Here is a 21,222-nt window from a genome sequence, read left to right as displayed (position 1 = left end):
GTACAGCCGAGGCCCCTGGCGGAGTCAATGACGACGGCCGCCGGCCCCCGGAGGCGTCGCGGAGGCCACGCCTTCTCGCCTGGGATTTCGCGCCAGGAGAGATCACCGCGCGCCGCCCGCGGGCGTGAAACTTTCAAGGCGGAGCAGGTTCGGGTCGGCAGAGATCCGATGTTAGGTACCGCCCGGTCGCCGGGTCTCCCGGGTGCCGGTTTCCTGTCCGATGCGCGATCTCCCGGTTGACGCGCACAGTCATGCCGCTTTACCTTCCTCCAGGAAGCCGGCGCGCCCCCGTAAGCCTGCGACCCCCAAGGGGGACGATCACCAGATGTCCGATGTATCGCGAAGGCAAGTTCTGAAGTTCGGCGCCGTCGGCGCCGGCGCCGCGATGTTCCCGCTGTCCTGGACGGCCACCGCGAGAGCCGCCGTCGCGCCGCCTCCCGAGGTGCGCGCCGCCCACGACCTCGCCCTCTGGTACGACGAGAGCGCCGGCACCGACTGGCTGCGCGCCCTGCCCATCGGCAACGGCCGCCTCGGCGCCATGGTGTTCGGCAACACCGATACCGAGCGGCTGCAGCTCAACGAGGACACCGTCTGGGCGGGCGGCCCGTACGACCAGAGCAACCCCAAGGGCGCCCAGGCGCTGGACCGGATCAGGCAGCTCGTCTTCCAGGAGCAGTGGAGCCAGGCCCAGGCCCTCATCGACGAGGCCATGCTCGGCAGCCCCGCCGGGCAGCTCGCGTACCAGACCGTCGGCGACCTGCAGCTCACCTTCCCCGGCGACGCCGCCGTCTCGGAGTACCACCGCTACCTCGACCTCACCACCGCGATCACCGGCGTGTCCTACCTGCGCAACGGCGTGCGCCACCGGCGCGAGGTGTTCGCCAGCGCCCCCGACCAGGTCATCGCCGTCCGCCTGACCGCCGACCAGCCGGGCTCGATCACGTTCTCCGCGACGTTCACCAGCCCCCAGCGGACGACGCTGACCAGCCCCGACGCCGCCACCGTCGCGCTCGACGGCGTCTCCGGCGACATGGAGGGGCTGAAGGGCTCCGTCAAGTTCCTCGCCCTGGCCCGCGCCGTCGCCGAGGGCGGCACCGTCAGCAGCGCGAACGGCACCCTCCAGGTGCGGGGCGCCGACAGCGTCACGCTGCTGATCTCCATCGGCTCCAGCTACCGCGACTGGCGCGACGTCAGCGGCGACCATGAGGGCATCGCCCGCGGTCACCTCGACGCCGCCGCGGGCAGAGCGTACGACGACCTGAGAAGCCGGCACGTCGCCGACTACCAGCGGCTGTTCGAGCGCGTCAGCCTCGACCTCGGCCGCACCGCGGCCGCCGACCAGCCCACCGACGTGCGGATCGCGCAGCACGCGAGCACCGACGACCCGCAGTTCTCCGTGCTGCTGTTCCAGTTCGGCCGCTACCTGCTGATCTCCTCCTCCAGGCCCGGCACGCAACCGGCCAACCTGCAGGGCATCTGGAACGACTCGCTCGAACCGGCGTGGGACTCCAAGTACACGATCAACGCCAACCTGCCCATGAACTACTGGCCGGCCGACACCACGAACCTGCCGGAGTGCTTCGAGCCGGTCTTCACGCTGATCGACGAGCTGGCGGTCAGCGGCGCCCGTACGGCCAAGGCGCAGTACGACGCCGGCGGCTGGGTGACCCACCACAACACCGACGCCTGGCGGGGCACGTCGGTCGTGGACGGCGCGTTCTGGGGCATGTGGCAGACCGGCGGCGCCTGGCTGGCCACCCTCATCTGGGACCACTACGCCTTCACCGGCGACCTCGGGTTCCTCCGCGAGCACTACCCGGCCATGAAGGGCGCGGCGCAGTTCTTCCTCGACACGCTCGTCGAAGAGCCGAACCTCGGCTACCTCGTCACCAACCCGTCCAACTCGCCCGAACAGGCGCACCACCCCGACGTCAGCGTCTGCGCGGGGCCGACGATGGACAACCAGATCCTGCGCGACCTGTTCGACGGCTGCGCCAAGGCCGCCGACCTCCTCGGCGTCGACGCGGACTTCCGCGACAAGGTGCTCGCCGCCCGCGACCGGCTCGCCCCCATGAAGATCGGCTCGCGCGGCAACATCCAGGAGTGGCTGTACGACTGGATCGAGCCCGAGACCGACCACCGGCACGTCTCCCACCTCTACGGTCTGCACCCCAGCAACCAGATCACCAAGCGCGGCACCCCCGAGCTGCACCAGGCCGCCCGGCGCACGCTCGAACTGCGCGGCGACGACGGCACCGGCTGGTCGCTCGCCTGGAAGATCAACTACTGGGCGCGCCTGGAGGAGGGCGACCGGGCGCACGAGCTGCTCCGCCTCCTCGTCCGCACGGACCGGCTCGCGCCGAACATGTTCGACCTGCATCCCCCGTTCCAGATCGACGGCAACTTCGGCGCCACGTCCGGCATCGCCGAGATGCTGCTGCACAGCCACACCGGCGAGCTGCACGTGCTGCCCGCCCTGCCGCCCGCCTGGCCGAACGGCGAGGTGCGCGGGCTGCGCGGACGCGGCGGCCACACGGTGGACGCCACCTGGCGGTCCGGCGCGGCCACCGAGGTCCGCATCGGCTTCGACCGCACGGCGACGGTGAACGTCCGCAGCCGCGCCTTCACCGGCAAGGTCGAGGTGAGCGACACCAGGACCGGCCGCGCCGTGACCGTCGAGCGCCCCGAGCAGGACGTCATCGCCCTGCCGGGCCGCGCGGGCCGCACGTACCGCATCACCGTGACCTCCTGACCCTCGCGCCAGGGCGTCCCTGACGCAAGGGTCGCGGCCGGCGACGGCATCCTCGCCGCGCGCCGGGCCGTCCCGGCCGGAGATCCCCGAGCGGGCGACGACGTCCGACGAGGAGGTCCTCCGCGCCCTGCCCAGGGCGACGCCCCCGGCGCACGGGTCGCGCTCGAGTACGTCGCCCGTTCCGCGGCGGCGAAGAGTGCCTGCGCTGGCTGCGCTGCCCCGCGCCGCCGGGCGTCAGCCCCAGGTTCGCTGGGTCGCCGACGGGCATCCGGACGACCTGCGCGGCAGGCTCGCCTGGTCCCGCGCCCACCGCCACCTCTTCGACTGACACTGGGGGAGGACGAGGAAGCCGAGCGGCGTGCTCACCACCGTCGCGCCCTGGATGAGGACGGTGTCGCCGGGGCGGCCCGGCCGTGCCGGTCGAGGAGGCTCAGCGCGGTCAGGTAGTCCAGCGGCAGCGCGGCGGCCTCCAGAGTGTCCAGCCCGTCGGGTACGGGGGCCGGCAGCCGGACGGGCACGTTCGCGTATTCGATGTAGCCGCCCATCCTGGGCAGGCAGGCGGCGACCCTGGCCCCGGCCGCCGGCCAGGGCGGCGGCTCGCCGACGCCGTGGTCGACCACCTCGCCCACCAGCTCGTAGCCGGGACTGAACGGCCGGCCTGCGCTGGAACAGGTACTCGCCCCTGCGCGCCATCACGTTCGTGGCGCCGACCCCGGCCGCCACCACCCTGACCCTGACATCGCCGGGGCCTGACCCTGACATCGCCGGGGCCCAGCCGCTCACCCTCGGCGAGCTCGGCGCCCGCATCGTCGCCGAGACCGGCAACCCCAGCAAGCTCGTCGACCGCCTCCACGCCGCCGGGCTCGTCCACCGCGAGCCGTCCGCGCACGACCGCCGCCACGTCCGGCTCACGCTCACCGAGCATGGGGAGGAGATGGCCGTCCGCATCCGCCAGGCGCGGCGGCCGCTGCTCGAATGGGGCTCGACGCTGCTGAACGACGCCGAGTTCGCCGCCGCCACCACCGCCCTGCGCCGCGTCCTCGGCGAGGCGTGAGCCATGCTTGCGCCGGTTGCCCCAGGTCGATAGCGTTCAACTGGAATAATTGTTCCATTTCTTGAGGTGGGAGGGCGTTCCAGATGTCAACCCCCAAGGCGGCCCAGCAGCAGCCGCGCCGGGCGGACGCGATACGCAACAGGAACCTCGCCTTGGAAGCGGCCAAGACGCTGCTCGTCCGGCCCGGCGCGACCCTCACCGTGGAGACCATCGCCCGCCAGGCCGGGCTGGGGGCCGCGACGGTCGTACGTGCCTTCGGCACCAAGGACGCGCTCATCGACGCCGCCACCGCCGACCTGCTCGAACCGCTCATCCGGCGCGCCCGCGAAGCCCTGGCCGAGGACGATCCGGGCGCGGCGCTGCGCGCGTTCCTCCTGGAACTGATCGACTTCCAGGCCGCCCACTGGGTGATGAGCGAGCAGCTCGAGGGCCTGCAGCTCCCCTTGACCGCCACCTTGCGCACCGAGCTCCGCGACGCCCTGCACGCCCTGCTCGGCCGCGCCCGCGACGCCGGCGCGATCAGGACGGACATCCACCCCGCCGTCACCACCGCCCTGCTGGGCGAGGCGACCTACGCCATCGCCCGCTCCAGCGAGAGCTCCCCGGAACTCGCCGCCGGTTTCGTCACGGTCATGATGGACGGCCTGCGCCCGCAACCCGGCGGCGGCGCGCACGCGCCTGAGGCATGACATAGGGCGCGACGCCGGCGAGCGGAGGGGCCGATCAGTCGTGGAGGATCGTGACGGGGCTCCCGCAGATCCAGCAGAGGCGCATCAGGATCGCGTCGGAGGGATGCGACCGCCCGTCGTCCTCTCCCCGCACGAAGCCGCGCGTGATCGTCGTCTGTGCGCCGCCCGTGGCGTCGTAGCAGGCCCGGCAGGCGGCGCTGCGGCACTGCGTGCACCGGTATCCCGCCCCGGACAGGATCACCCGCTCGGCGCTCCACCCGAAGTCCGCGGTGTGCCAGGGGTGGCCGAAGTCCGGGTCGTCGCAGGAGGAGGGCGCCACGTCGGTCACGGGTAAGACCGGGTAGCCTCAGCGGGCGCAGTGGGTCGGCGACGCCGTCGGCCGCGGAAGCGGTGTGCGTTCGGGGATCTCGATCAAGGAGCCGTCGGCCTCGTCGAAAATCATGATCATGTCGCGGCCGAGGTTGCGGCGCGGCGTCTCCACGATCACATAGTGGCCCTCGTGGCGGACGTCCCGGCGGCGCGGGTACTCCAGGGCGCTGTCCTCCGACGTGACCCAGTACACCTCGTAGACGTGACCGTTGTCCTTCCTGTCCACCCTGTCCACGATGTGGGTGCCGGCCTCGACGGAGTCGGCGTAGACGCGCCATGCGCCGTACGCGTGCACGCCGGGCTCGTCGAATGGAGGTCCGGCCGGCCGCGCGGAACGCCTGTGCGATGGTGTACCTGGCTCACGCACCGCCACCTTGGGGCAGCCGGACGAAGAGTGAGGAGAGCCGTGCGGTTCACGCCGTCGTGGGAGTCGTTGGAGGAGCGGAAGACGCCGGAGTGGTTCCCGAAGGCCAAGTTCGGGCTGTGGGGACATTGGGGGCCGCAGTGCCAGCCGGGGTTCGGGGACTGGTACGCCCGGAACATGTACCTGCCGGGCACCGACGCCTACCGGTTCCATCTGGAGCGGTACGGGCATCCGTCGCGGTTCGGGTTCAAAGACGTCATCAACGAGTGGAAGGCGGCCCGCTGGGACCCTGAGGAACTGCTCGGCCTGTACGCCCGCACGGGCGCCCGCTACTTCGTGGCCATGGCCAACCACCACGACAACCTCGACCTGTGGGACAGCCCGCACCACGCGTGGAACTCCGTCAGGGTGGGACCGCGCCGCGACATCGTGGGGGAGTGGGCCGCGGCGGCGCGCGGGCAGGGGCTGCGGTTCGGGGTGAGCGTGCACGCGGCGCACGCCTGGTCGTGGTACGAGCCGAGCCAGGGCGCCGACCCCGACGGGCCGATGGCGGGCGTGCCGTACGACGGGCGGCTGACCAAGGAGGACGGCGCGGGCACCTGGTGGGAGGGGCTCGATCCGCAGGAGCTGTACGTCCAGCGCCACCGGCCGGTCCCCGGCTTCGACCGGCCGGAGACCGTCGGCCGCCACTGGGACTGGCCCGCCCTGGAGCACCGGCCGGACGCCGCCTACCAGGCGAACTTCAAAGCCAGGACGCTGCAGCTCGCCGAGACGTACCGGCCGGACCTGGTGTACTTCGACGACACCGTGCTGCCGCTGCATCAGTGCGGCCCGATCGGCCTGGAGATCGCGGCCGAGCTGTACAACCTGAGCGAGGACATGGTCGTCTGCGGCAAGATCCTCGACGAGCGGCAGCGGCGCGCCCTCACCTGGGACGTCGAGCGCGGCGCGAGCGACCGCATCGAGCCGGAGCCCTGGCAGACCTGCACCTGCCTGGGCTCGTGGCACTACGACGAGCGCAGGCTCGCCGAGCACGGTTACAAGAGCGCGGCGCAGGTGGCCGGCATGCTCGCCGACGTGGTCAGCAAGAACGGCAACCTCCTGCTCAGCGTCCCGCTCACCGGCGACGGCGAGATCGACGACGACGAGCGGGCGATCCTGGCCGGCATCGGCGACTGGCTCGCGGTCAACGGTGAGGCGATCTTCGACACCGTCCCGTGGAAGGTGTTCGGCGAGGGCCCGTCGGCGGAAGATCCGCCCGCGCTGCAGGCCCAGGGCTTCAACGAGGGCGGCGCGATGACCGCAGAGGACATCCGCTACACCGCCACCGGCACGTCCCTGTACGCCATCGCGCTCGCCCGCCCTGACGGCCCGGTGGTGTTGCGCCGTCTGGGGCGCTCATCCGGGCTGCTCGACCGGGAGATCACCGGGGTGCGCGCGCTCGGCGACGGGCGGCCCGTGGCCTGGCGGCAGGAGGAGCGGGCGCTGGTGATCGAGTCGGCGGCGCAGGTCCACCGCATCGACCTCGGTCCCCTGCCGCGCTGAGCCCGCCGTCCGCCTGCCGGCGGCCGGGCCCCGGCGGCTCACGCGGGAGCGGTGCCGGCGCGGACGATGAGCGTGGTCTCGATCTCCATCCGCGCCGGCGGCCGGTCGGAGACCAGCGCGGCCAGCCCGGCGGCGCCCAGCTCGGGCCAGGGCTGCCGCACCGTCGTCAGGGCCGGAGTGGCGTGGTACGCCGCCGGCGAGTCGTCGAACCCGACCACGCTCACGTCGTCGGGAACGCGCAGGCCGCGCTCGGCGAGCGCCCAGTACACGCCGAGCGCCATGGCGTCCGAGCAGGCGAAGATCGCCGTCGGCGGTTCGGACAGCTCGTCGAACATCGCCCGCGTGGCCTGCAGCGCGTCGTGCATCTGGAAGTTCCCGCAGGCCTCCCAGCGCGGATCGACCTTCAGGCCCGCCCCGGCCATGGCGTTGCGGTAACCCGCTCGCCGCTCGGACGAGCACGGCACCCCGGGATGTCCCGTGATGATCGCGATGCGCTCGTGGCCGAGGCCGGCCGATGAGGTGCTCGGTGGCGGCGCGCGCACCGGCCATGCCGGCGGCGGCCACCACGGACAGGCCTCGGGGCACCTTGCGCCGCGGCTCGACGACCACCGCGGGAATGCCGCGGTCGGCCAGCCAGGCCCGCTGCGTCGCGCCCGGCGAGGTGCGCACCAGCAGCACGCCCGCGCTGTCGCGGGCGCTCAGCCGCTCCAGCCGGACGTGCGGCGGCCGGCCGTGCTCGATACGGGCGGCGACGGCGGCGACCACCAGCTCCACGCCGAGCTGCCAGGCCGCCTCCTCGACACCCTCCAGCATCGCGGTCCCGAACGCCGCGCCGAGCCCCGGCAGGACCACGTCGATCATGCCGCCCTTGGGGGTTCCGCGCCGCCTGGGCAGGCCGCGCCGCTCCAGTACCTCGGCGATGAGCCGCCGGGTCCTGGTAGGGACGTCGGCCCGCCCGTTCGACGCCGGGGAGACGGTCGTGGCCGAGACGCCCGCCTCCCGGGCGGCCGGCTCGGGCATCGGCTGAAGCGGCTTGTCGGCGCCCACGGCTCCCACCCTCCTCACGCGGCGACCCGCCATCTCCTGAGATTGTGGACATGGCTGGCTTGACCCAGAATCTACGCCACCTGGCGCTCCGGCCGTCCGGAATGGGACGTGAGCCCCTACGCCGGCGGGTGGACCGCGCTGGAGCAGCAGCCGCACGCCGGGGTCGCGCTCCGTCGAGACGGCCTCCTGGTCACCGGCGACATCGCCGACCACGGCGCGGAGGCCGAGTACGGGCAGGCCGCCCGCATCCTCGACGCCGAGACCCTCGCCTGGACGCGCGCCACCCTCGACGGCCTCGGCCCGGACACGCCCGCGCTGATCGCCTTCCACCAGCCGCCCGCCGTGCTCCACCACCCGCTGCCCGACTCGGGACGGCCGGACCGGCCCGCCGGCCTGTACGCGCACGCCACCCGCACCCTCGTCCCGCAGCTTCTCACCCCCGGCCGCCCCGTCGCCGGCCAGATCCTCACACCGGCGAGCGCCCACGCCCTGCTCATGGCGGCGTGGCCGCACCGGGGCGCGCACCTGCTGAACACGGCCCGCTTCAGACGTCTTGCCGGGAGGGCGACGGCGGTGGTGCTCATCGCCTCGGTCCGCGCCGCCCCCACCCGATTCAGCGCCTCGCCGCAGCGCACAGGCAGCAGCGGTCGAAGGAGAACGGCTCGGCGTTGGCCTCCTGCCAGATGCTCCACCTGTTCTCGTGCGAAGGACTGGGCACGATCACCCTGAGGATGACGAGGCCGACCACCTCCTCCGCCCCCGCCTCGAACAGCGCGTACGCGGCGCTCTGCACGTGCGCGCCCGACATGAACCAATCGTCCACCAGCAGCACGCGGTGGCCGCGCAGCGGCTTTGCGCCATCCGCTGCGCCCATCACCTTGAAGGCCTTCGGGTGCGAACAGCGCTTGGCGAGCACCGCCGCGTACTCGTCGTTCGCCCAGAGAAGCGGCCTGTAGAGACCGCGTAACGCGCCGATCAAGCCGATGACCCGCGGCAGGATGTCAACCGCCTCGACAGGCCGCTCCAGCCGAGTGCTCGGAACGGTGACGACCATGGTGAACGGCCCTCCGGCCAACCGGGTGAGGCAGCTCTTGTGGGCGGCGTAGAAGCGGGACAGGGTGGCCGCCATCAGGACTTCCGGCCGCAACCAGCCGGTGCCCGACCACACGAGGGTTTTGCGGGCCACAGTCCTGAACAGCTGATTGTCCTCGCCTTTCGTGACGGCCAGCGAGATCGGCACCACCGGCTCCACATGCCGGCGGAGCCCGTTCACCGTGCGCTCGCAACTGGAGCAGATCTCGTACGGCGTGTCATCGCCTTTGTTGTTGGGCCCGGTGTGGCAGATCCGGCAGACGCCTGGGCGTGCCGCTGGAACGTTCCTGAACAACGGGAGGACGAGGTTCGTCACCGCCTCGGCATTGTTCATGGTCAGAACATCGTCGCTCGGGAGTCCATATCTACGACTTTGACCGCCTGCGTGCAGAGGTCGTCAGTGTCCTGGACGGCAGTGATGCCTCCCCTGAAGCCCGCCTCGGCGACCCACGGTTGTTCCCGGTGAAGCCGTTGGGGCACGAACACATGCTTGCCGGTCCTCAGCGCCTTTGTGACATGGCGGTGGCTGAAGCCGTCGCCGCGGCCGTCGGCGACGTAAAGAAGCGCCGCTAATCCGCAGGTCACGATGGGGGTGAGCGCTGCCGTCCGCTCGCCGGCGACGGTCTCCGGCCAGAACGCGGAAACGAGCGCTCCACGCTCGGCCACCCGCCGCGTGACATTCGCATACCGGCCGGGCGGGCGGCTCAGGCCTTCGTCCAGGACTCCCAGCGTCCGTCCACCGGCCGCCGCCGCGCTTTGCAGCACGGTCGCACCGCATGCGGTGTGCACCGGTGCGACCACGGTCAGTCCTGCGTCGGCGAGGGCACGGGCGGCAGCGGCGGCCTGCTCGTGGTCGTGCTCGCCGACGACCGCGACCACGCGATGGCCGTCCAGAGCGATCGGGCCGCGAACCCACAAGAACGGCTGGTAGTCGTTGGTCCAGAACATGTTGCCGGGATATTCCTCGTCCAGCACGGTGACGAGGCGGACGCCCAGGGAGCGCATGGCCGCGATGAGCTTCCGCGCCCGGTCCAGGTCGGCGCTCCCGACCCTGCCTCTGATGACGGCGGCGTGCGCCCTGTCATCGTCATGAAGATCTCCGATGTCGCCGTCGAGGAGTTTCAGCGCGCTGCCGGCGGCGGCGACGGCTCGAGCGGTGTCGTGCCAGGGTCCGTCATGGGTGGCTTGCGTGAGTGCCAGGACTGCGGCCTGCTCGTCGATCATGGGCATGCTCTTCACCGTCTCGAACGTGGCTTCGGTGTGAACGTACGCGCCGACACCGACACTTGCGGCGACGGGACGCGCGGTGTGAGCGCTCATGATGCCGGGCTTCGGCGGGCGGCACACGGCGTTCGCCGAAAGGAGGGCGATGCCGGCTCGATCGTTCTGGAGAGCGGCGCCGAGTCCTTGGGGTCTCACCTGGGGGTCAGTACGGGATGCCGGCTCTTCTCGGAGTCGCTGTTCTCGCGGTAGGCCGACAGGCGGATGACCTTCCTGCCGTCCACGCTGACCGGCACGAGGGCGTTGCGGAACTCGTTGCCGCACGTGCCCGCGCAGCCCACCCCGATCAGCCGGTCGTCGTCGGCCCAGGCGAGGAGGTCGAACACCCGACTTGCAGGGTTGCGGCGTCCACGATGGAGTATCCGGTGCGCGTGCTGGTGGCGTCCGTTCCGGCAATCGAATGAGCGGAGCGGAGTTCGAGGTCGTCGGGGTGCCGGTTGCAGTGGTGGCGAGAATGAATCTGCCGTCGGGCGACCACTTCACGTGCGCCGCACCCTGCGGCGGCTCGATCCGGGAGAGCACCTTCCGCGTCGCCGGGTCGAGCACCCCGAGCCGCCTGGACGGCAGCTCGCCTGCCGGCACGGCGGTCTTGCGCAGGCCGGGCGCGACGTCCACCCACGACCACGGGGTCTTCTCGTAGCGGCCGCTCGCCGGGTTGTCCACGTGCCAGGTGCGCGACAGCCGCGTGAGCGTGGTGGTGACCGTTCCGCTGGGGAGCCTGTGCGTCCGCTTGCCCAGGACCTGCAGGCTTCCTGTCCAGTACGCGGACACGGCCAGCGTTGACGGCACATCGTCACAAGATCGTTTGTGTGTCGGGCCGTGCGCGGAATGCGCCTTTCCTTATATCGGTGAACATCAGGGATTGACGGGGGAGGCGAGGACGACCGTGATGTCCGCGGAATCGCCGCCGGTGCGGTAAAAATGCGGGGCGTCGCCGGCGAAGGCCAGCATGTCGCCGGGGTTCAGTTCCTGCGGGGCGTCGACGGGGCCGGCCGTCACATGCCCGGAGGAGACCAGCAGGTGCTCAGTCGTGCCGGTCGCATGCGGCACCCCGGCCAGCTCCGTCTCCGGTGGCACGCGCAGGCGCCAGATCTCCAGGCTGTTGCCGCTGCTGATGCGGCGCAGCAGTTCCCGCGAGACCTCTCCCGGCGCGGCGGGCGTGCCCGGACGGTAGATCGGGCCGGTGTCGGCCTCGCGGGCCAGCAGGTCGGCGAGCGGGATGCCCAGCGCGATGGCGATCGCGTCCAGGGTGTCGATGGTCGGGTTGCCCTTGCCCGCCTCCAGCTGCGACAACGTGGCCTTGCTCAGCCCGGCGCGGCGCGCCGTCTCGGCCGCGCTCATGCCGCGCTGCTGCCGGCGCAGGCGGATCTTCACGCCGATCGCGGCGGCGGTGCTGCTGACCGGCTGCCGGCCGGGGCCGCTCATCAGACGCTCCTGTGTTCGGCGGTGTAGGAGACGCGGATGCGGCCCTTTTTGACCTTCAGCCCCGTCACGGTCACCTCGGCGAGGTCGGAGAGGCTGCGTACGTGGGTGCCGCCGCACGGCACCGCGTGCACCTCGTCGATGTGCACCATGCGCCGCCCCGCGCCGTCGTTGCGCGCGAAGACCGGCAGGTCATCCTTGACCGCCTCCGCCACCGCGGCCTGCAGCGCGGCCGTCGCCTCCGCGCGGCCCTGCGGATCTCCCAGCCGCGTCTCCGCCTCCGGCAGCAGGAACTCGATCCGCGCCTGACCCGGAAAGTGGTTGTTGCCCACCTTCTCCCAGCCCTGCCGCTGGCCCATGGCCTCGACCAGGTGACCCGCCGTGTGCAGCGCCGCGTGCAGCATCCTGGTCTGCAGGTCGATCCGCGCCCGCACCGGCTGACCCTCGGTGAACGGCGGCAGGCTCCCGCCCTCCGGCGCCATCGCCACCACCAGGCCCGACTCGTGGTCACGTACCGGGACGATCTCCTCGCCGTCCAGCCAGCCCCGGTCGGCGGGCTGCCCGCCGCCCTGCGGGTGGAACGGGCACCGCTCCACCGCCGCCCACAGCGCGCCGTCCCGCTTGCCGACGGCGATCACCCGTGTGTCGACCTCTTCCAGGTAGGTGTCGTCGAGGTAGACGCTGACCTGTTCGCTATCCGTGCCAATCGGGTGAATCATACGTTCACTATAGCGAACAGGTAGCGACACTGAACCTGGCGTTCACTTCATCGAACGCTCTTCACCGGTGACGCGGCGGCGTTCAGAAGGCGCGGTCGTGGTGGATGTGCTGGGGGAGCAGGTCGAGGAACGCGTGCAGCGCCCGCGTCGGCTTGCGGCGGGCCGACCGGATCGCGCAGAGCGTCCAGGAGAGCCCCTTCCCGTCCAGGCGCAGTGCCCGCACGCCCGGTCGTACGCCGAGCGCGTCGGGCAGGAGCGCCACGCCGAGGCCGTGGGCGACGTACTGGGGGATCGTGGTGATGTCGGAGACCTCGACCCGCACCTGCCGGGTCAGCGCCGCGCGGGCGAACGCCTCGTCCACCCGGTCCCGCTGGCCGAACCCCAGCGGCATGTCGATGAACGGCTCGCCCGCGACGTCGGCCAGGCCCACCGCCTCGCGCCGCGCCAGCGGGTGCTCTTCGGGGACGATGAGCCGCAGGTCGTACCGCTTGATCGGGACGACGTGCAGGTGCTCGTCGGGCAGGTGCGTGGCGACGAAGGCCACGTCCATACGGCCCTCCTTGACGTGCTCGGTGAGCCCCGCGGTGCCGCGCTGCGACATGGAGATGCGCAGCAGCACGCCCGGGTGCCTGCGGTGGAAGTCGCCGGCCAGCGCGGGCACGTCCACGACGGTCATGCTGCTCAGCACGCCGACGTTGAGGCTGCCGCGCAGCCCGGCCGAGACCGGCTCGACGGCGGCGCGGGCCCGGTCGAGGGCCTCAAGCGCGGCCCTGGCCTCGGGCAGGAACGCCGCCCCCGCCTCGGTGAGGCGCACCGATCGGGTCGAGCGTGACACCAGCTCGACGCGCAGCTCGCTCTCCAGCGCCTTGATGCCCGCCGACAGCGTCGACTGCGTCACCTGCAGGCGCTGGGCGGCGCGGGTGAAGTTCATCTCTTCGGCCACCGCGATGAAGTACTCCAGCCTGCGCTCGTCCATCCCGCCCTCCCCATCTATCGGAGATCGCGATGAAGGCATCGGAATTCTTCGTTGGACACGATAGGTGAGCGTCGGTGAGAGTGTCCATGCGGCCCTCGGCAACCGGAGCGCCGAGTCCGTCGCCGCCTCCCGACGCGCAACACCCGTCCCGGAGGGGATTCCATGACCTCGTCCACGATGTCCCGCCAGGCGCTTGCACGGTCGCCGTCCCGCTCGCGCGCCCTGCCCGTGGTCGCGGCCGTCGCGGCGGGCGCGGTCGTACCGGTGCAGTCCCGGGTGAACGCCGAGCTGAGCCACCGGCTCGGCGACGGGACGGCCGCCGCGACCATCAGCTTCACCGGCGGCCTGATCATCATGAGCGTGCTCGCGCTCCTCCTGCCGGGGCTGCGCCGGGCGCTGAAGGACCTGCCCGCCGCCACGCGCGAGCGCGGCCTGCCCCGCCGCTACCTGCTGGCGGGCGCGCTGGGCGGGACGTTCGCACTGGCGCAGTCCACGGTGGCGCTCGTCACGGGGATCGCGGTGTTCACCGTGTCGGCCATCGCGGGACAGACCGTCGGCGGGCTGATCGTCGACGCCCGGGGCGTCGGCGGCGGCGTCCGGCGGCGGCCCGGCGTCCATCGCCTGGCGGGCGCGCTGCTCACGCTGGTGGCCGCGGTCGTCTCCGCCCTGCCGGGACTCGCCGGTGTGCCGTCGGCGGCCACGGTGCTGCTCCCCGCGCTGCTCGCCGTGCTCGGGGGCCTCCTGCTGGGACTCCAGCAGGCCATGAACGGCACCACCGGCGCGGCGGTCGCCTCGCCGCTCGCCGCCACCTGGGTGAACTTCGCCGTCGGCTCGATCGTCCTCGGCCTCGCCCTGACCGCGAAGACCCTGGCCGGAGGGACATCGGGCGCCGCGCAGCCCACCGCGTGGTGGATGTATCTCGGCGGCCTGTGCGGCGTGGTGTTCATCGGCACCGCCGCCGTGCTCGTCCGCAGAATCGGCGTGCTCCTGCTGGGTATGGCATCGATCGCCGGGCAGCTCGCGGGCTCGATCGTGCTGGACGCCGTGCCGCCGTCCGGTGATCACCCGCCGGGTGCGTTCACCGTCGCCGGCGCGCTCCTCACCTTCGCGGCCGTCTGGATCGCCGCCCGCCGCTCGGGCCTTCCGAACAACACGAAGGAAAGACCATGTCGTACGACCGCATCCTGATCAAGGGCGCGTACCTGATGACGCAGGACGAGCAGCTCGGCGACCTCGCCGGAGACGTCCTCATCGCCGATGGAACGATCCAGGCGATCGGCCGCGGCCTCCAGGACGAGCACGCCCGCGTGATCGACGGCTCCGGCAGCGCCGTGCTGCCCGGCTTCATCGACACCCACCGCCACAACTGGCAGGGAGCGCTGCGCAGCCTGGGCCCGTCCTGGACCTACCAGGAGTACCGCAACGCCGTCCAGATCGGCCTCGGCCAGTACTTCGAACCCGAGGACGTCTACATCGGCAACCTCGCCGCCGACCTGCTGTCCATCGACGCCGGCGTCACCACGGTGCGCGACGAGTCGCACATCAGCAACAGCCCCGAGCACACCGACGCGGCCATCGACGCGCACTGGGACTCCGGCATCCGCGCCGTCTTCGACCACGGCTGGCCGTCGACGGACGCCGAGGAGTGGCAGTTCGGCAGCGCGAGGACGCACCCCGAGGACATCCGGCGGGTACGCGCCGGCGTGCTCCCCGACGACACCGCCCGCGTCACGCTCAACGCGATGCTCCGCGGCCCCGAACTGTCCACGTTCGAGGTGGCCGAGCACGACATCCGGCTCGCCAGGGAACTCGGGCTCCGCATCAGCATGCACGTGGGTCTCGGCGAATGGGGCGCCAAACAGCAGGCCATCCGCAGACTCGCCGAGTCGGGGCTGCTCGGCTCCGACATGACGTTCATCCACTGCTGCACCTCGACCGACGAGGAGCTGCGGATGCTCGCCGGCCACGGCGCCACCGCGTCCGTGGCCTCCGCGCTGGAGGTCTTCATGCCGGGGCTCGGCCAGCCGGCGACCAACCGGCTGCTCGCCGCCGGCGTACGGCCGAGCCTGAGCGTCGACACCGAGACCATCGTCAGCGGCGACATGTTCGGCGTCATGCGGGCCGCGCTCGCCTACCAGCAGCTCGTCATCGCCGGGGCGGGCGGTCCCCTGGACCGCGTCCCCGGGCTGCCCACCTTCGACTCGGCGGACCTGATCTCGTTCGCCACCATCGAAGGCGCGCGGGCCTGCGGGATCGACCACCGTACGGGGAGCCTGACGCCCGGCAAGCAGGCCGACCTCATCATGATCAGGCTCGACCACGCCAACCTGCTGCCCGCCACCGACGTCGCGGCCGCGATCGTCGCGGGCGCCCACGCGGGCAACGTGGACACCGTGCTCGTCGGCGGCCGGGTGCTGAAGGAAGGGGGCCTGCTGAAGGGCGGCGAGACCGTGTTCGAGCGGGCGGCGGCCTCCCGCGACCGCCTGTTCCGCGCCGCCGGCCACCCGCCGAAGTAGCCCTCCCGGGCGTCGGCGTGGAGCACGAGACCGCCGCCGGGATCACACGCGGTCGGCGCCCGCCCCGCGCCACCGAGCGTCACGCCAACATCGCGCCAATCCGCGTTCGTACGATCGACGGCCATGTCGCACTCGCCTCGCAAACCGTTGACCGCGTCGATCCTCGCTCTCGCCCTGGTCGGTGGCGGTGGCGTCGCCGCCTGCGGGTTGCTGCCCCCGGCGGGGCGCGGCGGCGGCGAGGGCGCGCCTGCGGAGGCGACCGCGCCGGAGGAGAAGCCGGAGAAGGAACGGGCCGCCGTACGGCTGGCGTCCTACAAGGGTGAGGACCTCTGCTCGATCTTCCCCGCCGCCCTGCTGAAGAAGCTGGTGCCGAACGCGGAGGAGAACCCCGCCGACGACACCTCCACGCTGTCGTCCGCCGAGAGCACCTGCGAGTGGAACTCGGGCGAGCAGCCGAGCGGCGAGATCGATCACAAGCGCGACCTCGAGGTGAGCCTGCTCACCTACGAGAAGGCCCGGGGCGGTTTCACCGCGCAGCGGCACTTCGCCATCAAGAAGCAGGACACCCAGGAGATGCTCGCGGACCCGCCCGCGGGGACCAGGTTCAGCAGGCTGACCAGCGTTCCCGGCTTGGGGGACGCGTCGTACGCGTACACGGCCGCATCCACGGACACGCCCACGAAGAGCGTGGACGCCGAGGTGACGTTCCAGCTCTCCGGTGCCCTGGTGACCCTGCGCTACGGCGGGTACGACAGTCTGCCCGGCCTGAACGGCGGCTACCGGCGGCTTCCCGAGTCGCAGGTGATGGGCTCGGCGCAGCAGGCGGCGAAGGCGTTCGCCGCGGCGCTGCTGAAGGGCGGCGCCCGCGGCGACGAGGGGAACGGCGAGGCCGGCCGGATCACCGCCGCTTCCCGGGGGCAGGACGTGTGCAAGGCGCTCCCGGCGGAGACCGTGCGCAAGTACATCGGCAAGGCCGGCACCAGCGCCCAGAACAAGGAGTACTCCGGCCACCGCCGGGCGGTGTGCAGCTGGAGCAGCACCTTCGAGCCCGACGGCACCGGCGGGACCGCCTACGACATGGTGAACCTGCGGGTGGAGGTCTCGACCATGAAGAAGGGCGCCGCCGCGGCCCGCGCCGAGTTCCGGGAGAAGAAGGAGCTCGCCGCGGCCACGCCCCCCGGAGGGTCCGTGCAGCTGACGAAGGACAGCAGGCCGATGGCGGTGGCCGGCATCGGTGAGGAGGCGTTCGTCCAGATCAGGACGAGTACGCAGATCGTCAACCGGCGCGAGGCGGTCCTCGTCTACCGGGTGGGCGGGCAGGTGGTCGAGGTGACGTTCGGCGGCCTGTCGACCGTGGCCACGACCACCGGCCCGGACTCCGACACCACCGCGCTCAGCCAGGAGCGGGTGCTGAACCCGGTCAAGGACGTCGCCAGGCAGCTGGCCGCCCGCACCACCGGCAGGTGACGCCGCGCGCCGGTGGCCGCCGGGGGATGGGGCTCTCGGCTCGTGCACCTTGCCGGCGAGTGACGTGCCCGCCGGTGTGTGACGCGCCTGCCGGCGTGTGACGTGCCCCGCCGGTGGACGGCGCGCCCGCCGGTCGCCCCGGCCCGCGCACCCCTTCGAGCCGGCGGGCGGGCGGCCTCTCGTGGCGGGGTCAACTGGCGAGCGACTCCTCCTGGCGGGTACGCAGGGTGGACAGCGCCCAGCGACCCGGCCCGAGCACGGCGATCAGCAGGAAACCCCAGCAGAACAGCGCGGCCTTCTCGCCGCCGTTCTCGATGGGGAACAACGCCTGCGGCTGGTGGACGATGAAGTAGGCGTACGCCATGGTGCCCGAGCAGATCACGGCGGCGATGCGGGTGGCCACACCGAGGAGCACCAGCGCGCCCGCGACGAGCTCGATGACGGCGGCGTACCAGCCGGGCCATTCCGCGAACGCCGGTGGCGCGCCGCCCTCAGGACCGCCGAGAATGCCGAAGAGCGAGGCGGCGCCGTGGCAGGCGAACAGCAGGCCGAGCACCATTCTGTAGAGGGCCAGGAAGAGATCCTGCCGCTCTTTGACCAGTGTTTCCATGGCGGGCGTCCTTTCTCAACAGGGCTCTCACCGTGCCGCCTTGTGTCATCTCCACAAGCCGGATGGAAATGTATGGGAGCGCTCCCAAAAAGGTCGACTCTCGGGCTGCATCATGTCAACTCGGGGTGGTCAGAAAGGGCGGCCTGAAGGCGCGAGAAAGGCGCTGTGACTTGGTTCAACGGGGCGCCGATAAAACTTTCGGCAAGGTGAAAATTTCATCGGCCTTCATGGGGGCCCATTGGGGTGATCGGCGCACGTCGAGCGGGGCGCGCGAGAAGGCGGGCGGCGGTCTCATGGACGGGGCCGGTTCTCACAGGCCTTTTCCCGCCGTCGTGTTAGCGCTAACTTGGCGCTGTAAGGCGAAGTGATCTCCGTGGGGTGACGGCGTACGAGAAGGGTTCGCTCATGAACGCATTCCGGGCCAGGAGGCTGCTCGCCGGGCTGGCGGCGCTGGCGCTCCTGCCGATCATCGCGGTGAGCTTAGGGGCGACGCCCGCCGTGGCCGCCACCAACCAGTTCCGTGGCGTCAACTGGGCGGTGCTCGGCGACAACTTCAGCACCGGCCCGCTCGTCGTCGACGGCCTCAGCAGCTCCGACGGCTACGCCACCGTGCAGGCCAAGGCGAACGCGATCTACGACGACATGCAGGCCACGCTCGGCGTCAACACGGTCCGCCTGCCGATCAACACCCACACCGTCGGCACCGCCTGGTGGAACGCCTACCGCGGCGCCATCGACGCCGCCACGGCGCGCGGGTGGAAGGTCATCCTCGCGTACTGGGAGGACGGCGCGGCATCGGGCGGCCGCATCACCGATCTGACGGCGTGGCACTCGATGTGGTCCACCGTCACCGCGCAGTACGCCGCCAACGGCCTCGTCTACTTCGAGCCGATGAACGAACCCCATGGCTACAGCTCCGCCGAGTGGCGCGACCTCGCCGCCGACTGGCTGAGCCGGCACTCCTCGGTCCCGCACGGCCGGGTGCTCATCGGCGGCACCGGCTACAGCCAGGACCTGCGCGACCTGTGCGGCGACTCGCGCTTCGCCGGCACGCTGTTCTCGTTCCACCACTACGCGTTCTTCTACCCGGAGAACACCTACGACGGCTGGCGCTCCCACGTACAGACCCGCCTCGGAAGCTGCGCCTCGCGGGCCGTCGTCACCGAGTTCGGCGCGCCCATGAACAACGGGCTCGACTACCTCGACCCCGGCAGCCCGGACAACTTCGTCCGGCACATCCGCGCCGTCACCCAGGTGATGCGCGACAACGCCATGGGCGGCACGTACTGGCCGGCGCTCGGCGGCAAGCCCGGCGACATCGGCTACGACTGGTACTCCATGTACGCCAAGAGCGGCAGCGGCACCGACATCGACCTCACGATCCGCAACCAGTCCGGCGCCGACCGCCTGCGCTACGGCTGGGGCGACGACGTCGACGACGGCGGCGGCACGCCGGCCACCCCGATCGTCAACGAGAACTCCGGCAAGTGCGCCGACGTGCTGGAGGCGTCGACCGCGAACGCCGCCGAGATCATCCAGTACACCTGCACCGGCGCCGCCAACCAGCAGTGGGAGCTGCGCGACCTCGGCGACGGCTACTACAACATCGTGGCCCGGCACTCCGGCAAGTGCCTCGACGTCAACAACGCCTCCACCGCCGACAACGCGCCGGTCATCCAGTACACCTGCGGCACCGGCGCCAACCAGCAGTGGCGGCTCCGCCCGGTGTCCGGCACCGGCTACGTGGAGATCGTCGCCCGCCACTCGGGCAAGTGCCTCGACGTGTCCGGCCAGTCCACGGCGAACGGCGCGCGCCTCCAGCAGTACGACTGCTGGGGCGGCGCCAACCAGCACTGGGACCTTTGAACCCGCTCGGCTGCATCCGGCGAACGGCCGCGCCGGGCCCCGCCGCCGTCGCATCACGGCGGCGGGGTGCCGTCTCGGGCGGCGAGGTCAGCCGCGCTTGGCGGGCGGCCAGCCGTGTCCCCAGCCGCCCTGCACCATGGTCTGGAACGCCCACCCGTCCTCGGTGTGCACGAGCAGGTCGGCGTAGTGCATCCGCTGCTCCTGCCCGTCGATCGTCATCGTGGCCTCGGTCTCGACGATCACCAGGTTCGGGCTGAGGAAGCGCGGGGTGCGGGTGGAGCGCAGGTCGAGCCCCGCCGTGCCGCCGCCCATCGACTCCTTCATCGCCTCGATGTACTCGGCCCGCGTCCACTGCTTGGCGCTCGCGTAACCGTCTGGCACGTCGGTGACCACGTTCATGGGGAACACCGCCAGATCGGCCAGCTCCTCGATCGCGCCCCGCTCGGCGATCGCGTCGTAGGTGGCGAACCATTCGTCGATGCTCTTCAGCTCGTCAGCGCTCGGTCGGTACATGCCGCCCCTCCTCATCGTTGTCGTACGCAGTACCGTACACCATACGCCAAGTTTGCGGGTGACGTGTTGGCCAGGCCGGAGTTCGCGCCGGCCGCCGAGCCGCTGCGGCGCGGCGGCGTGCGTGGCTGATCCGGGCGCCACGGCGTGAGCACCCGGCACGGCGCCCGGCCATCCGCTGAGACACCGGCAGGGTGGGCCGTCCGCTCGGTCGAGACTTCGGCCGGGACAGACGCCGGTTACCCCGGTCGTAGGCGGGCCTTGGCGGTCGGCGGGTCTGGGTGGTTGGCGGGTCTTCGCGGTCGGCGGGCCTCGGTCGTCGGCTGGGCTTGGTGGCCGGTGAGCTCAGCGGCGGGTGAGGTCGCCGGTGGCGGCTTGCCCGGCGTCCGTGGTGCGGCGGAGGAAGTCGGCGAGCAGGTCGAGCTCGGCGTCGGTGTACCGGCCGCAGATGTCGTCCATCCTCGAGCCCATGCCGCCGTACAGCTCGAACAGCTCCGCGTTGCGCTCCTTGAGCGCCCGCACCATGACGGCGCGCCGGTCGGACGCCTCCGGGTCGCGCTCGCGGGTGACCCAGCCGCCGCGCTGCAGCCGGTCGAGGATGCCGGTGATGGTGGCCGGGTGCAGGCCGGCGCGGCGGGCCAGGGCGGTGGGGCTGAGCGGGCCGTACCGGTTGATGATGTCCAGGCAGGACAGATCGACGTCTTTGAGGCCGGCGTGCGCGCCGACCTGGTGGTTGAGCAGCGAGAGCTGGATGCTCAGCGCGCGCAGCGACTCCTTGATCTCGCTCGTCACCCGGCGCCGCCGCCGCGCGGGCTCGGCTTCTTCGGAGGTCGAGGACGTCATGCGATGGGCCTTCCGCCGGTAAGTTTGGCCCACGTATTTTATGCGGCTCGAATAATCAGCGATCAGCACGACCGCGCGACGCGCCCACGTGCGCGGCGAT

At 71.8% G+C, this 21,222-nt stretch carries 25 protein-coding genes; 12 read left to right on the top strand and 13 right to left on the bottom strand.

Annotated features, from left to right (window positions below; all coding sequences use genetic code 11):
- Positions 1-325 precede the first annotated feature (325 nt).
- Both ACGFIM_RS03920 and ACGFIM_RS03915 read left to right on the top strand, forming a co-directional pair.
- Positions 326-2,752, top strand: coding sequence for a glycoside hydrolase N-terminal domain-containing protein (locus tag ACGFIM_RS03920; protein ID WP_393194162.1), 2,427 nt, complete (start codon positions 326-328; stop codon positions 2,750-2,752).
- A 196-nt stretch (positions 2,753-2,948) separates the two neighbouring features.
- Complete coding sequence (locus ACGFIM_RS03915) at positions 2,949-3,080, top strand: hypothetical protein (protein ID WP_393194159.1); 132 nt, start codon at positions 2,949-2,951, stop codon at positions 3,078-3,080.
- Positions 3,081-3,114: 34 nt separating this feature from the next.
- Here ACGFIM_RS03915 and ACGFIM_RS03910 read toward each other — a convergent pair whose 3' ends face one another.
- The gene (locus tag ACGFIM_RS03910) at positions 3,115-3,381 is read right to left on the bottom strand and encodes a hypothetical protein (RefSeq protein ID WP_393194156.1); all 267 of its coding nucleotides are present in this window, start codon (positions 3,379-3,381) and stop codon (positions 3,115-3,117) included.
- Positions 3,382-3,452: 71 nt separating this feature from the next.
- Between ACGFIM_RS03910 and ACGFIM_RS03905 the strand changes: the two genes are divergently transcribed.
- Both ACGFIM_RS03905 and ACGFIM_RS03900 read left to right on the top strand, forming a co-directional pair.
- A complete protein-coding gene (locus ACGFIM_RS03905) occupies positions 3,453-3,806 on the top strand; it encodes a MarR family winged helix-turn-helix transcriptional regulator (RefSeq protein WP_393194153.1) in 354 nt (117 codons plus the stop codon).
- Positions 3,807-3,889: 83 nt separating this feature from the next.
- Positions 3,890-4,495 (top strand): TetR/AcrR family transcriptional regulator, encoded by a 606-nt coding sequence (locus ACGFIM_RS03900; RefSeq protein ID WP_393194150.1) that lies wholly within the window; start codon positions 3,890-3,892, stop codon positions 4,493-4,495.
- Positions 4,496-4,529: 34 nt separating this feature from the next.
- Here the strand turns inward: ACGFIM_RS03900 and ACGFIM_RS03895 are convergent, their stop codons facing one another.
- Positions 4,530-4,823 (bottom strand): hypothetical protein, encoded by a 294-nt coding sequence (locus tag ACGFIM_RS03895; protein WP_393194147.1) that lies wholly within the window; start codon positions 4,821-4,823, stop codon positions 4,530-4,532.
- An 18-nt stretch (positions 4,824-4,841) separates the two neighbouring features.
- Complete coding sequence (locus ACGFIM_RS03890; protein WP_393194144.1) at positions 4,842-5,159, bottom strand: hypothetical protein; 318 nt, start codon at positions 5,157-5,159, stop codon at positions 4,842-4,844.
- A 111-nt stretch (positions 5,160-5,270) separates the two neighbouring features.
- Between ACGFIM_RS03890 and ACGFIM_RS03885 the strand changes: the two genes are divergently transcribed.
- Positions 5,271-6,773, top strand: a complete 1,503-nt coding sequence (locus ACGFIM_RS03885) for an alpha-L-fucosidase (RefSeq protein WP_393194141.1) — start codon at positions 5,271-5,273, stop codon at positions 6,771-6,773.
- 38 nt (positions 6,774-6,811) lie between these two features.
- Here the strand turns inward: ACGFIM_RS03885 and ACGFIM_RS03880 are convergent, their stop codons facing one another.
- A complete protein-coding gene (locus ACGFIM_RS03880) occupies positions 6,812-7,315 on the bottom strand; it encodes a substrate-binding domain-containing protein (protein ID WP_393194138.1) in 504 nt (167 codons plus the stop codon).
- Positions 7,316-7,389: 74 nt separating this feature from the next.
- On the opposite strand from ACGFIM_RS03880, the gene ACGFIM_RS03875 reads away from it, so the two are divergent.
- Positions 7,390-7,800 carry a hypothetical protein gene (locus ACGFIM_RS03875; protein ID WP_393194135.1) on the top strand — a complete coding sequence of 137 codons (411 nt, stop codon included), beginning with the start codon at positions 7,390-7,392 and terminating at the stop codon, positions 7,798-7,800.
- Between the two features lie 128 nt (positions 7,801-7,928).
- The gene (locus ACGFIM_RS03870; RefSeq protein WP_393194132.1) at positions 7,929-8,549 is read left to right on the top strand and encodes a hypothetical protein; all 621 of its coding nucleotides are present in this window, start codon (positions 7,929-7,931) and stop codon (positions 8,547-8,549) included.
- Here the strand turns inward: ACGFIM_RS03870 and ACGFIM_RS03865 are convergent.
- From ACGFIM_RS03865 to ACGFIM_RS03855, 3 genes are read right to left on the bottom strand one after another with little or no spacing between them, the layout of a single operon-like run.
- Complete coding sequence (locus tag ACGFIM_RS03865) at positions 8,434-9,246, bottom strand: hypothetical protein (protein ID WP_393194129.1); 813 nt, start codon at positions 9,244-9,246, stop codon at positions 8,434-8,436. The genes ACGFIM_RS03870 and ACGFIM_RS03865 overlap by 116 nt on opposite strands.
- Before the next feature lie 2 nt (positions 9,247-9,248).
- Entirely contained in the window at positions 9,249-10,331 is a 1,083-nt protein-coding gene (locus ACGFIM_RS03860; protein WP_393194126.1) for a DNA-processing protein DprA, read from the bottom strand.
- Positions 10,328-10,519: a hypothetical protein gene (locus ACGFIM_RS03855; protein ID WP_393194123.1), complete on the bottom strand. Its 192-nt coding sequence runs from the start codon at positions 10,517-10,519 to the stop codon at positions 10,328-10,330. The genes ACGFIM_RS03860 and ACGFIM_RS03855 overlap by 4 nt, the downstream gene beginning before the upstream one ends.
- 128 nt (positions 10,520-10,647) lie before the next feature.
- On the opposite strand from ACGFIM_RS03855, the gene ACGFIM_RS03850 reads away from it, so the two are divergent.
- The gene (locus ACGFIM_RS03850) at positions 10,648-10,833 is read left to right on the top strand and encodes a hypothetical protein (protein WP_393194120.1); all 186 of its coding nucleotides are present in this window, start codon (positions 10,648-10,650) and stop codon (positions 10,831-10,833) included.
- Between the two features lie 215 nt (positions 10,834-11,048).
- Here the strand turns inward: ACGFIM_RS03850 and ACGFIM_RS03845 are convergent, their stop codons facing one another.
- The 3 genes from ACGFIM_RS03845 to ACGFIM_RS03835 form a co-directional block, all read right to left on the bottom strand.
- A complete protein-coding gene (locus ACGFIM_RS03845; RefSeq protein WP_393194117.1) occupies positions 11,049-11,618 on the bottom strand; it encodes a helix-turn-helix domain-containing protein in 570 nt (189 codons plus the stop codon).
- Positions 11,618-12,334 (bottom strand): hypothetical protein, encoded by a 717-nt coding sequence (locus ACGFIM_RS03840; RefSeq protein WP_393194114.1) that lies wholly within the window; start codon positions 12,332-12,334, stop codon positions 11,618-11,620. The genes ACGFIM_RS03845 and ACGFIM_RS03840 overlap by 1 nt, the downstream gene beginning before the upstream one ends.
- 82 nt (positions 12,335-12,416) lie before the next feature.
- A complete protein-coding gene (locus tag ACGFIM_RS03835) occupies positions 12,417-13,310 on the bottom strand; it encodes a LysR family transcriptional regulator (protein WP_393194111.1) in 894 nt (297 codons plus the stop codon).
- Between the two features lie 162 nt (positions 13,311-13,472).
- Between ACGFIM_RS03835 and ACGFIM_RS03830 the strand changes: the two genes are divergently transcribed.
- The 3 genes from ACGFIM_RS03830 to ACGFIM_RS03820 all read left to right on the top strand — a co-directional run bounded on the left by ACGFIM_RS03830 (position 13,473) and on the right by ACGFIM_RS03820 (position 17,293).
- Positions 13,473-14,498, top strand: a complete 1,026-nt coding sequence (locus tag ACGFIM_RS03830) for a DMT family transporter (RefSeq protein ID WP_393194108.1) — start codon at positions 13,473-13,475, stop codon at positions 14,496-14,498.
- Positions 14,477-15,826 (top strand): amidohydrolase family protein, encoded by a 1,350-nt coding sequence (locus tag ACGFIM_RS03825; protein WP_393194105.1) that lies wholly within the window; start codon positions 14,477-14,479, stop codon positions 15,824-15,826. Before ACGFIM_RS03830 ends, ACGFIM_RS03825 begins: the two co-directional genes overlap by 22 nt.
- Before the next feature lie 123 nt (positions 15,827-15,949).
- Positions 15,950-17,293, top strand: coding sequence for a hypothetical protein (locus ACGFIM_RS03820; protein ID WP_393194102.1), 1,344 nt, complete (start codon positions 15,950-15,952; stop codon positions 17,291-17,293).
- A 190-nt stretch (positions 17,294-17,483) separates the two neighbouring features.
- Here the strand turns inward: ACGFIM_RS03820 and ACGFIM_RS03815 are convergent, their stop codons facing one another.
- Positions 17,484-17,903: a DoxX family protein gene (locus ACGFIM_RS03815; RefSeq protein WP_393194099.1), complete on the bottom strand. Its 420-nt coding sequence runs from the start codon at positions 17,901-17,903 to the stop codon at positions 17,484-17,486.
- A 405-nt stretch (positions 17,904-18,308) separates the two neighbouring features.
- Between ACGFIM_RS03815 and ACGFIM_RS03810 the strand changes: the two genes are divergently transcribed.
- A complete protein-coding gene (locus tag ACGFIM_RS03810) occupies positions 18,309-19,769 on the top strand; it encodes an RICIN domain-containing protein (RefSeq protein ID WP_393194096.1) in 1,461 nt (486 codons plus the stop codon).
- 87 nt (positions 19,770-19,856) lie between these two features.
- On the opposite strand, the gene ACGFIM_RS03805 is transcribed toward ACGFIM_RS03810, so the two are convergent.
- Positions 19,857-20,282, bottom strand: a complete 426-nt coding sequence (locus tag ACGFIM_RS03805; protein ID WP_393194093.1) for a nuclear transport factor 2 family protein — start codon at positions 20,280-20,282, stop codon at positions 19,857-19,859.
- 342 nt (positions 20,283-20,624) lie between these two features.
- On the bottom strand, positions 20,625-21,122 hold the full coding sequence (locus tag ACGFIM_RS03800) for a MarR family winged helix-turn-helix transcriptional regulator (protein ID WP_393194090.1): 498 nt from the start codon (positions 21,120-21,122) through the stop codon (positions 20,625-20,627).
- Between the last annotated feature and the right edge of the window lie 100 nt (positions 21,123-21,222).

This window comes from Nonomuraea sp. NPDC049309 (genome assembly GCF_043196965.1).
Lineage (GTDB): Bacteria > Actinomycetota > Actinomycetes > Streptosporangiales > Streptosporangiaceae > Nonomuraea > Nonomuraea fastidiosa.
This window is presented reverse-complemented; position numbering and strand designations above follow the sequence as displayed.

Excerpts from the sequence above, each read along its gene's own strand:
- ACGFIM_RS03815 (WP_393194099.1), bottom strand. The coding sequence starts at position 17,903 with ATGGAAACACTGGTCAAAGAGCGGCAGGATCTCTTCCTGGCCCTCTAC.
- ACGFIM_RS03900 (WP_393194150.1), top strand. The coding sequence starts at position 3,890 with ATGTCAACCCCCAAGGCGGCCCAGCAGCAGCCGCGCCGGGCGGACGCG.
- ACGFIM_RS03830 (WP_393194108.1), top strand. The coding sequence starts at position 13,473 with ATGACCTCGTCCACGATGTCCCGCCAGGCGCTTGCACGGTCGCCGTCC.
- ACGFIM_RS03865 (WP_393194129.1), bottom strand. The coding sequence starts at position 9,246 with ATGAACAATGCCGAGGCGGTGACGAACCTCGTCCTCCCGTTGTTCAGG.
- ACGFIM_RS03820 (WP_393194102.1), top strand. The coding sequence starts at position 15,950 with ATGTCGCACTCGCCTCGCAAACCGTTGACCGCGTCGATCCTCGCTCTC.
- ACGFIM_RS03845 (WP_393194117.1), bottom strand. The coding sequence starts at position 11,618 with ATGAGCGGCCCCGGCCGGCAGCCGGTCAGCAGCACCGCCGCCGCGATC.
- ACGFIM_RS03920 (WP_393194162.1), top strand. The coding sequence starts at position 326 with ATGTCCGATGTATCGCGAAGGCAAGTTCTGAAGTTCGGCGCCGTCGGC.
- ACGFIM_RS03850 (WP_393194120.1), top strand. The coding sequence starts at position 10,648 with ATGAATCTGCCGTCGGGCGACCACTTCACGTGCGCCGCACCCTGCGGC.
- ACGFIM_RS03875 (WP_393194135.1), top strand. The coding sequence starts at position 7,390 with ATGCCGCGGTCGGCCAGCCAGGCCCGCTGCGTCGCGCCCGGCGAGGTG.
- ACGFIM_RS03835 (WP_393194111.1), bottom strand. The coding sequence starts at position 13,310 with ATGGACGAGCGCAGGCTGGAGTACTTCATCGCGGTGGCCGAAGAGATG.
- ACGFIM_RS03800 (WP_393194090.1), bottom strand. The coding sequence starts at position 21,122 with ATGACGTCCTCGACCTCCGAAGAAGCCGAGCCCGCGCGGCGGCGGCGC.
- ACGFIM_RS03825 (WP_393194105.1), top strand. The coding sequence starts at position 14,477 with ATGTCGTACGACCGCATCCTGATCAAGGGCGCGTACCTGATGACGCAG.
- ACGFIM_RS03810 (WP_393194096.1), top strand. The coding sequence starts at position 18,309 with ATGAACGCATTCCGGGCCAGGAGGCTGCTCGCCGGGCTGGCGGCGCTG.
- ACGFIM_RS03840 (WP_393194114.1), bottom strand. The coding sequence starts at position 12,334 with ATGATTCACCCGATTGGCACGGATAGCGAACAGGTCAGCGTCTACCTC.
- ACGFIM_RS03805 (WP_393194093.1), bottom strand. The coding sequence starts at position 20,282 with ATGTACCGACCGAGCGCTGACGAGCTGAAGAGCATCGACGAATGGTTC.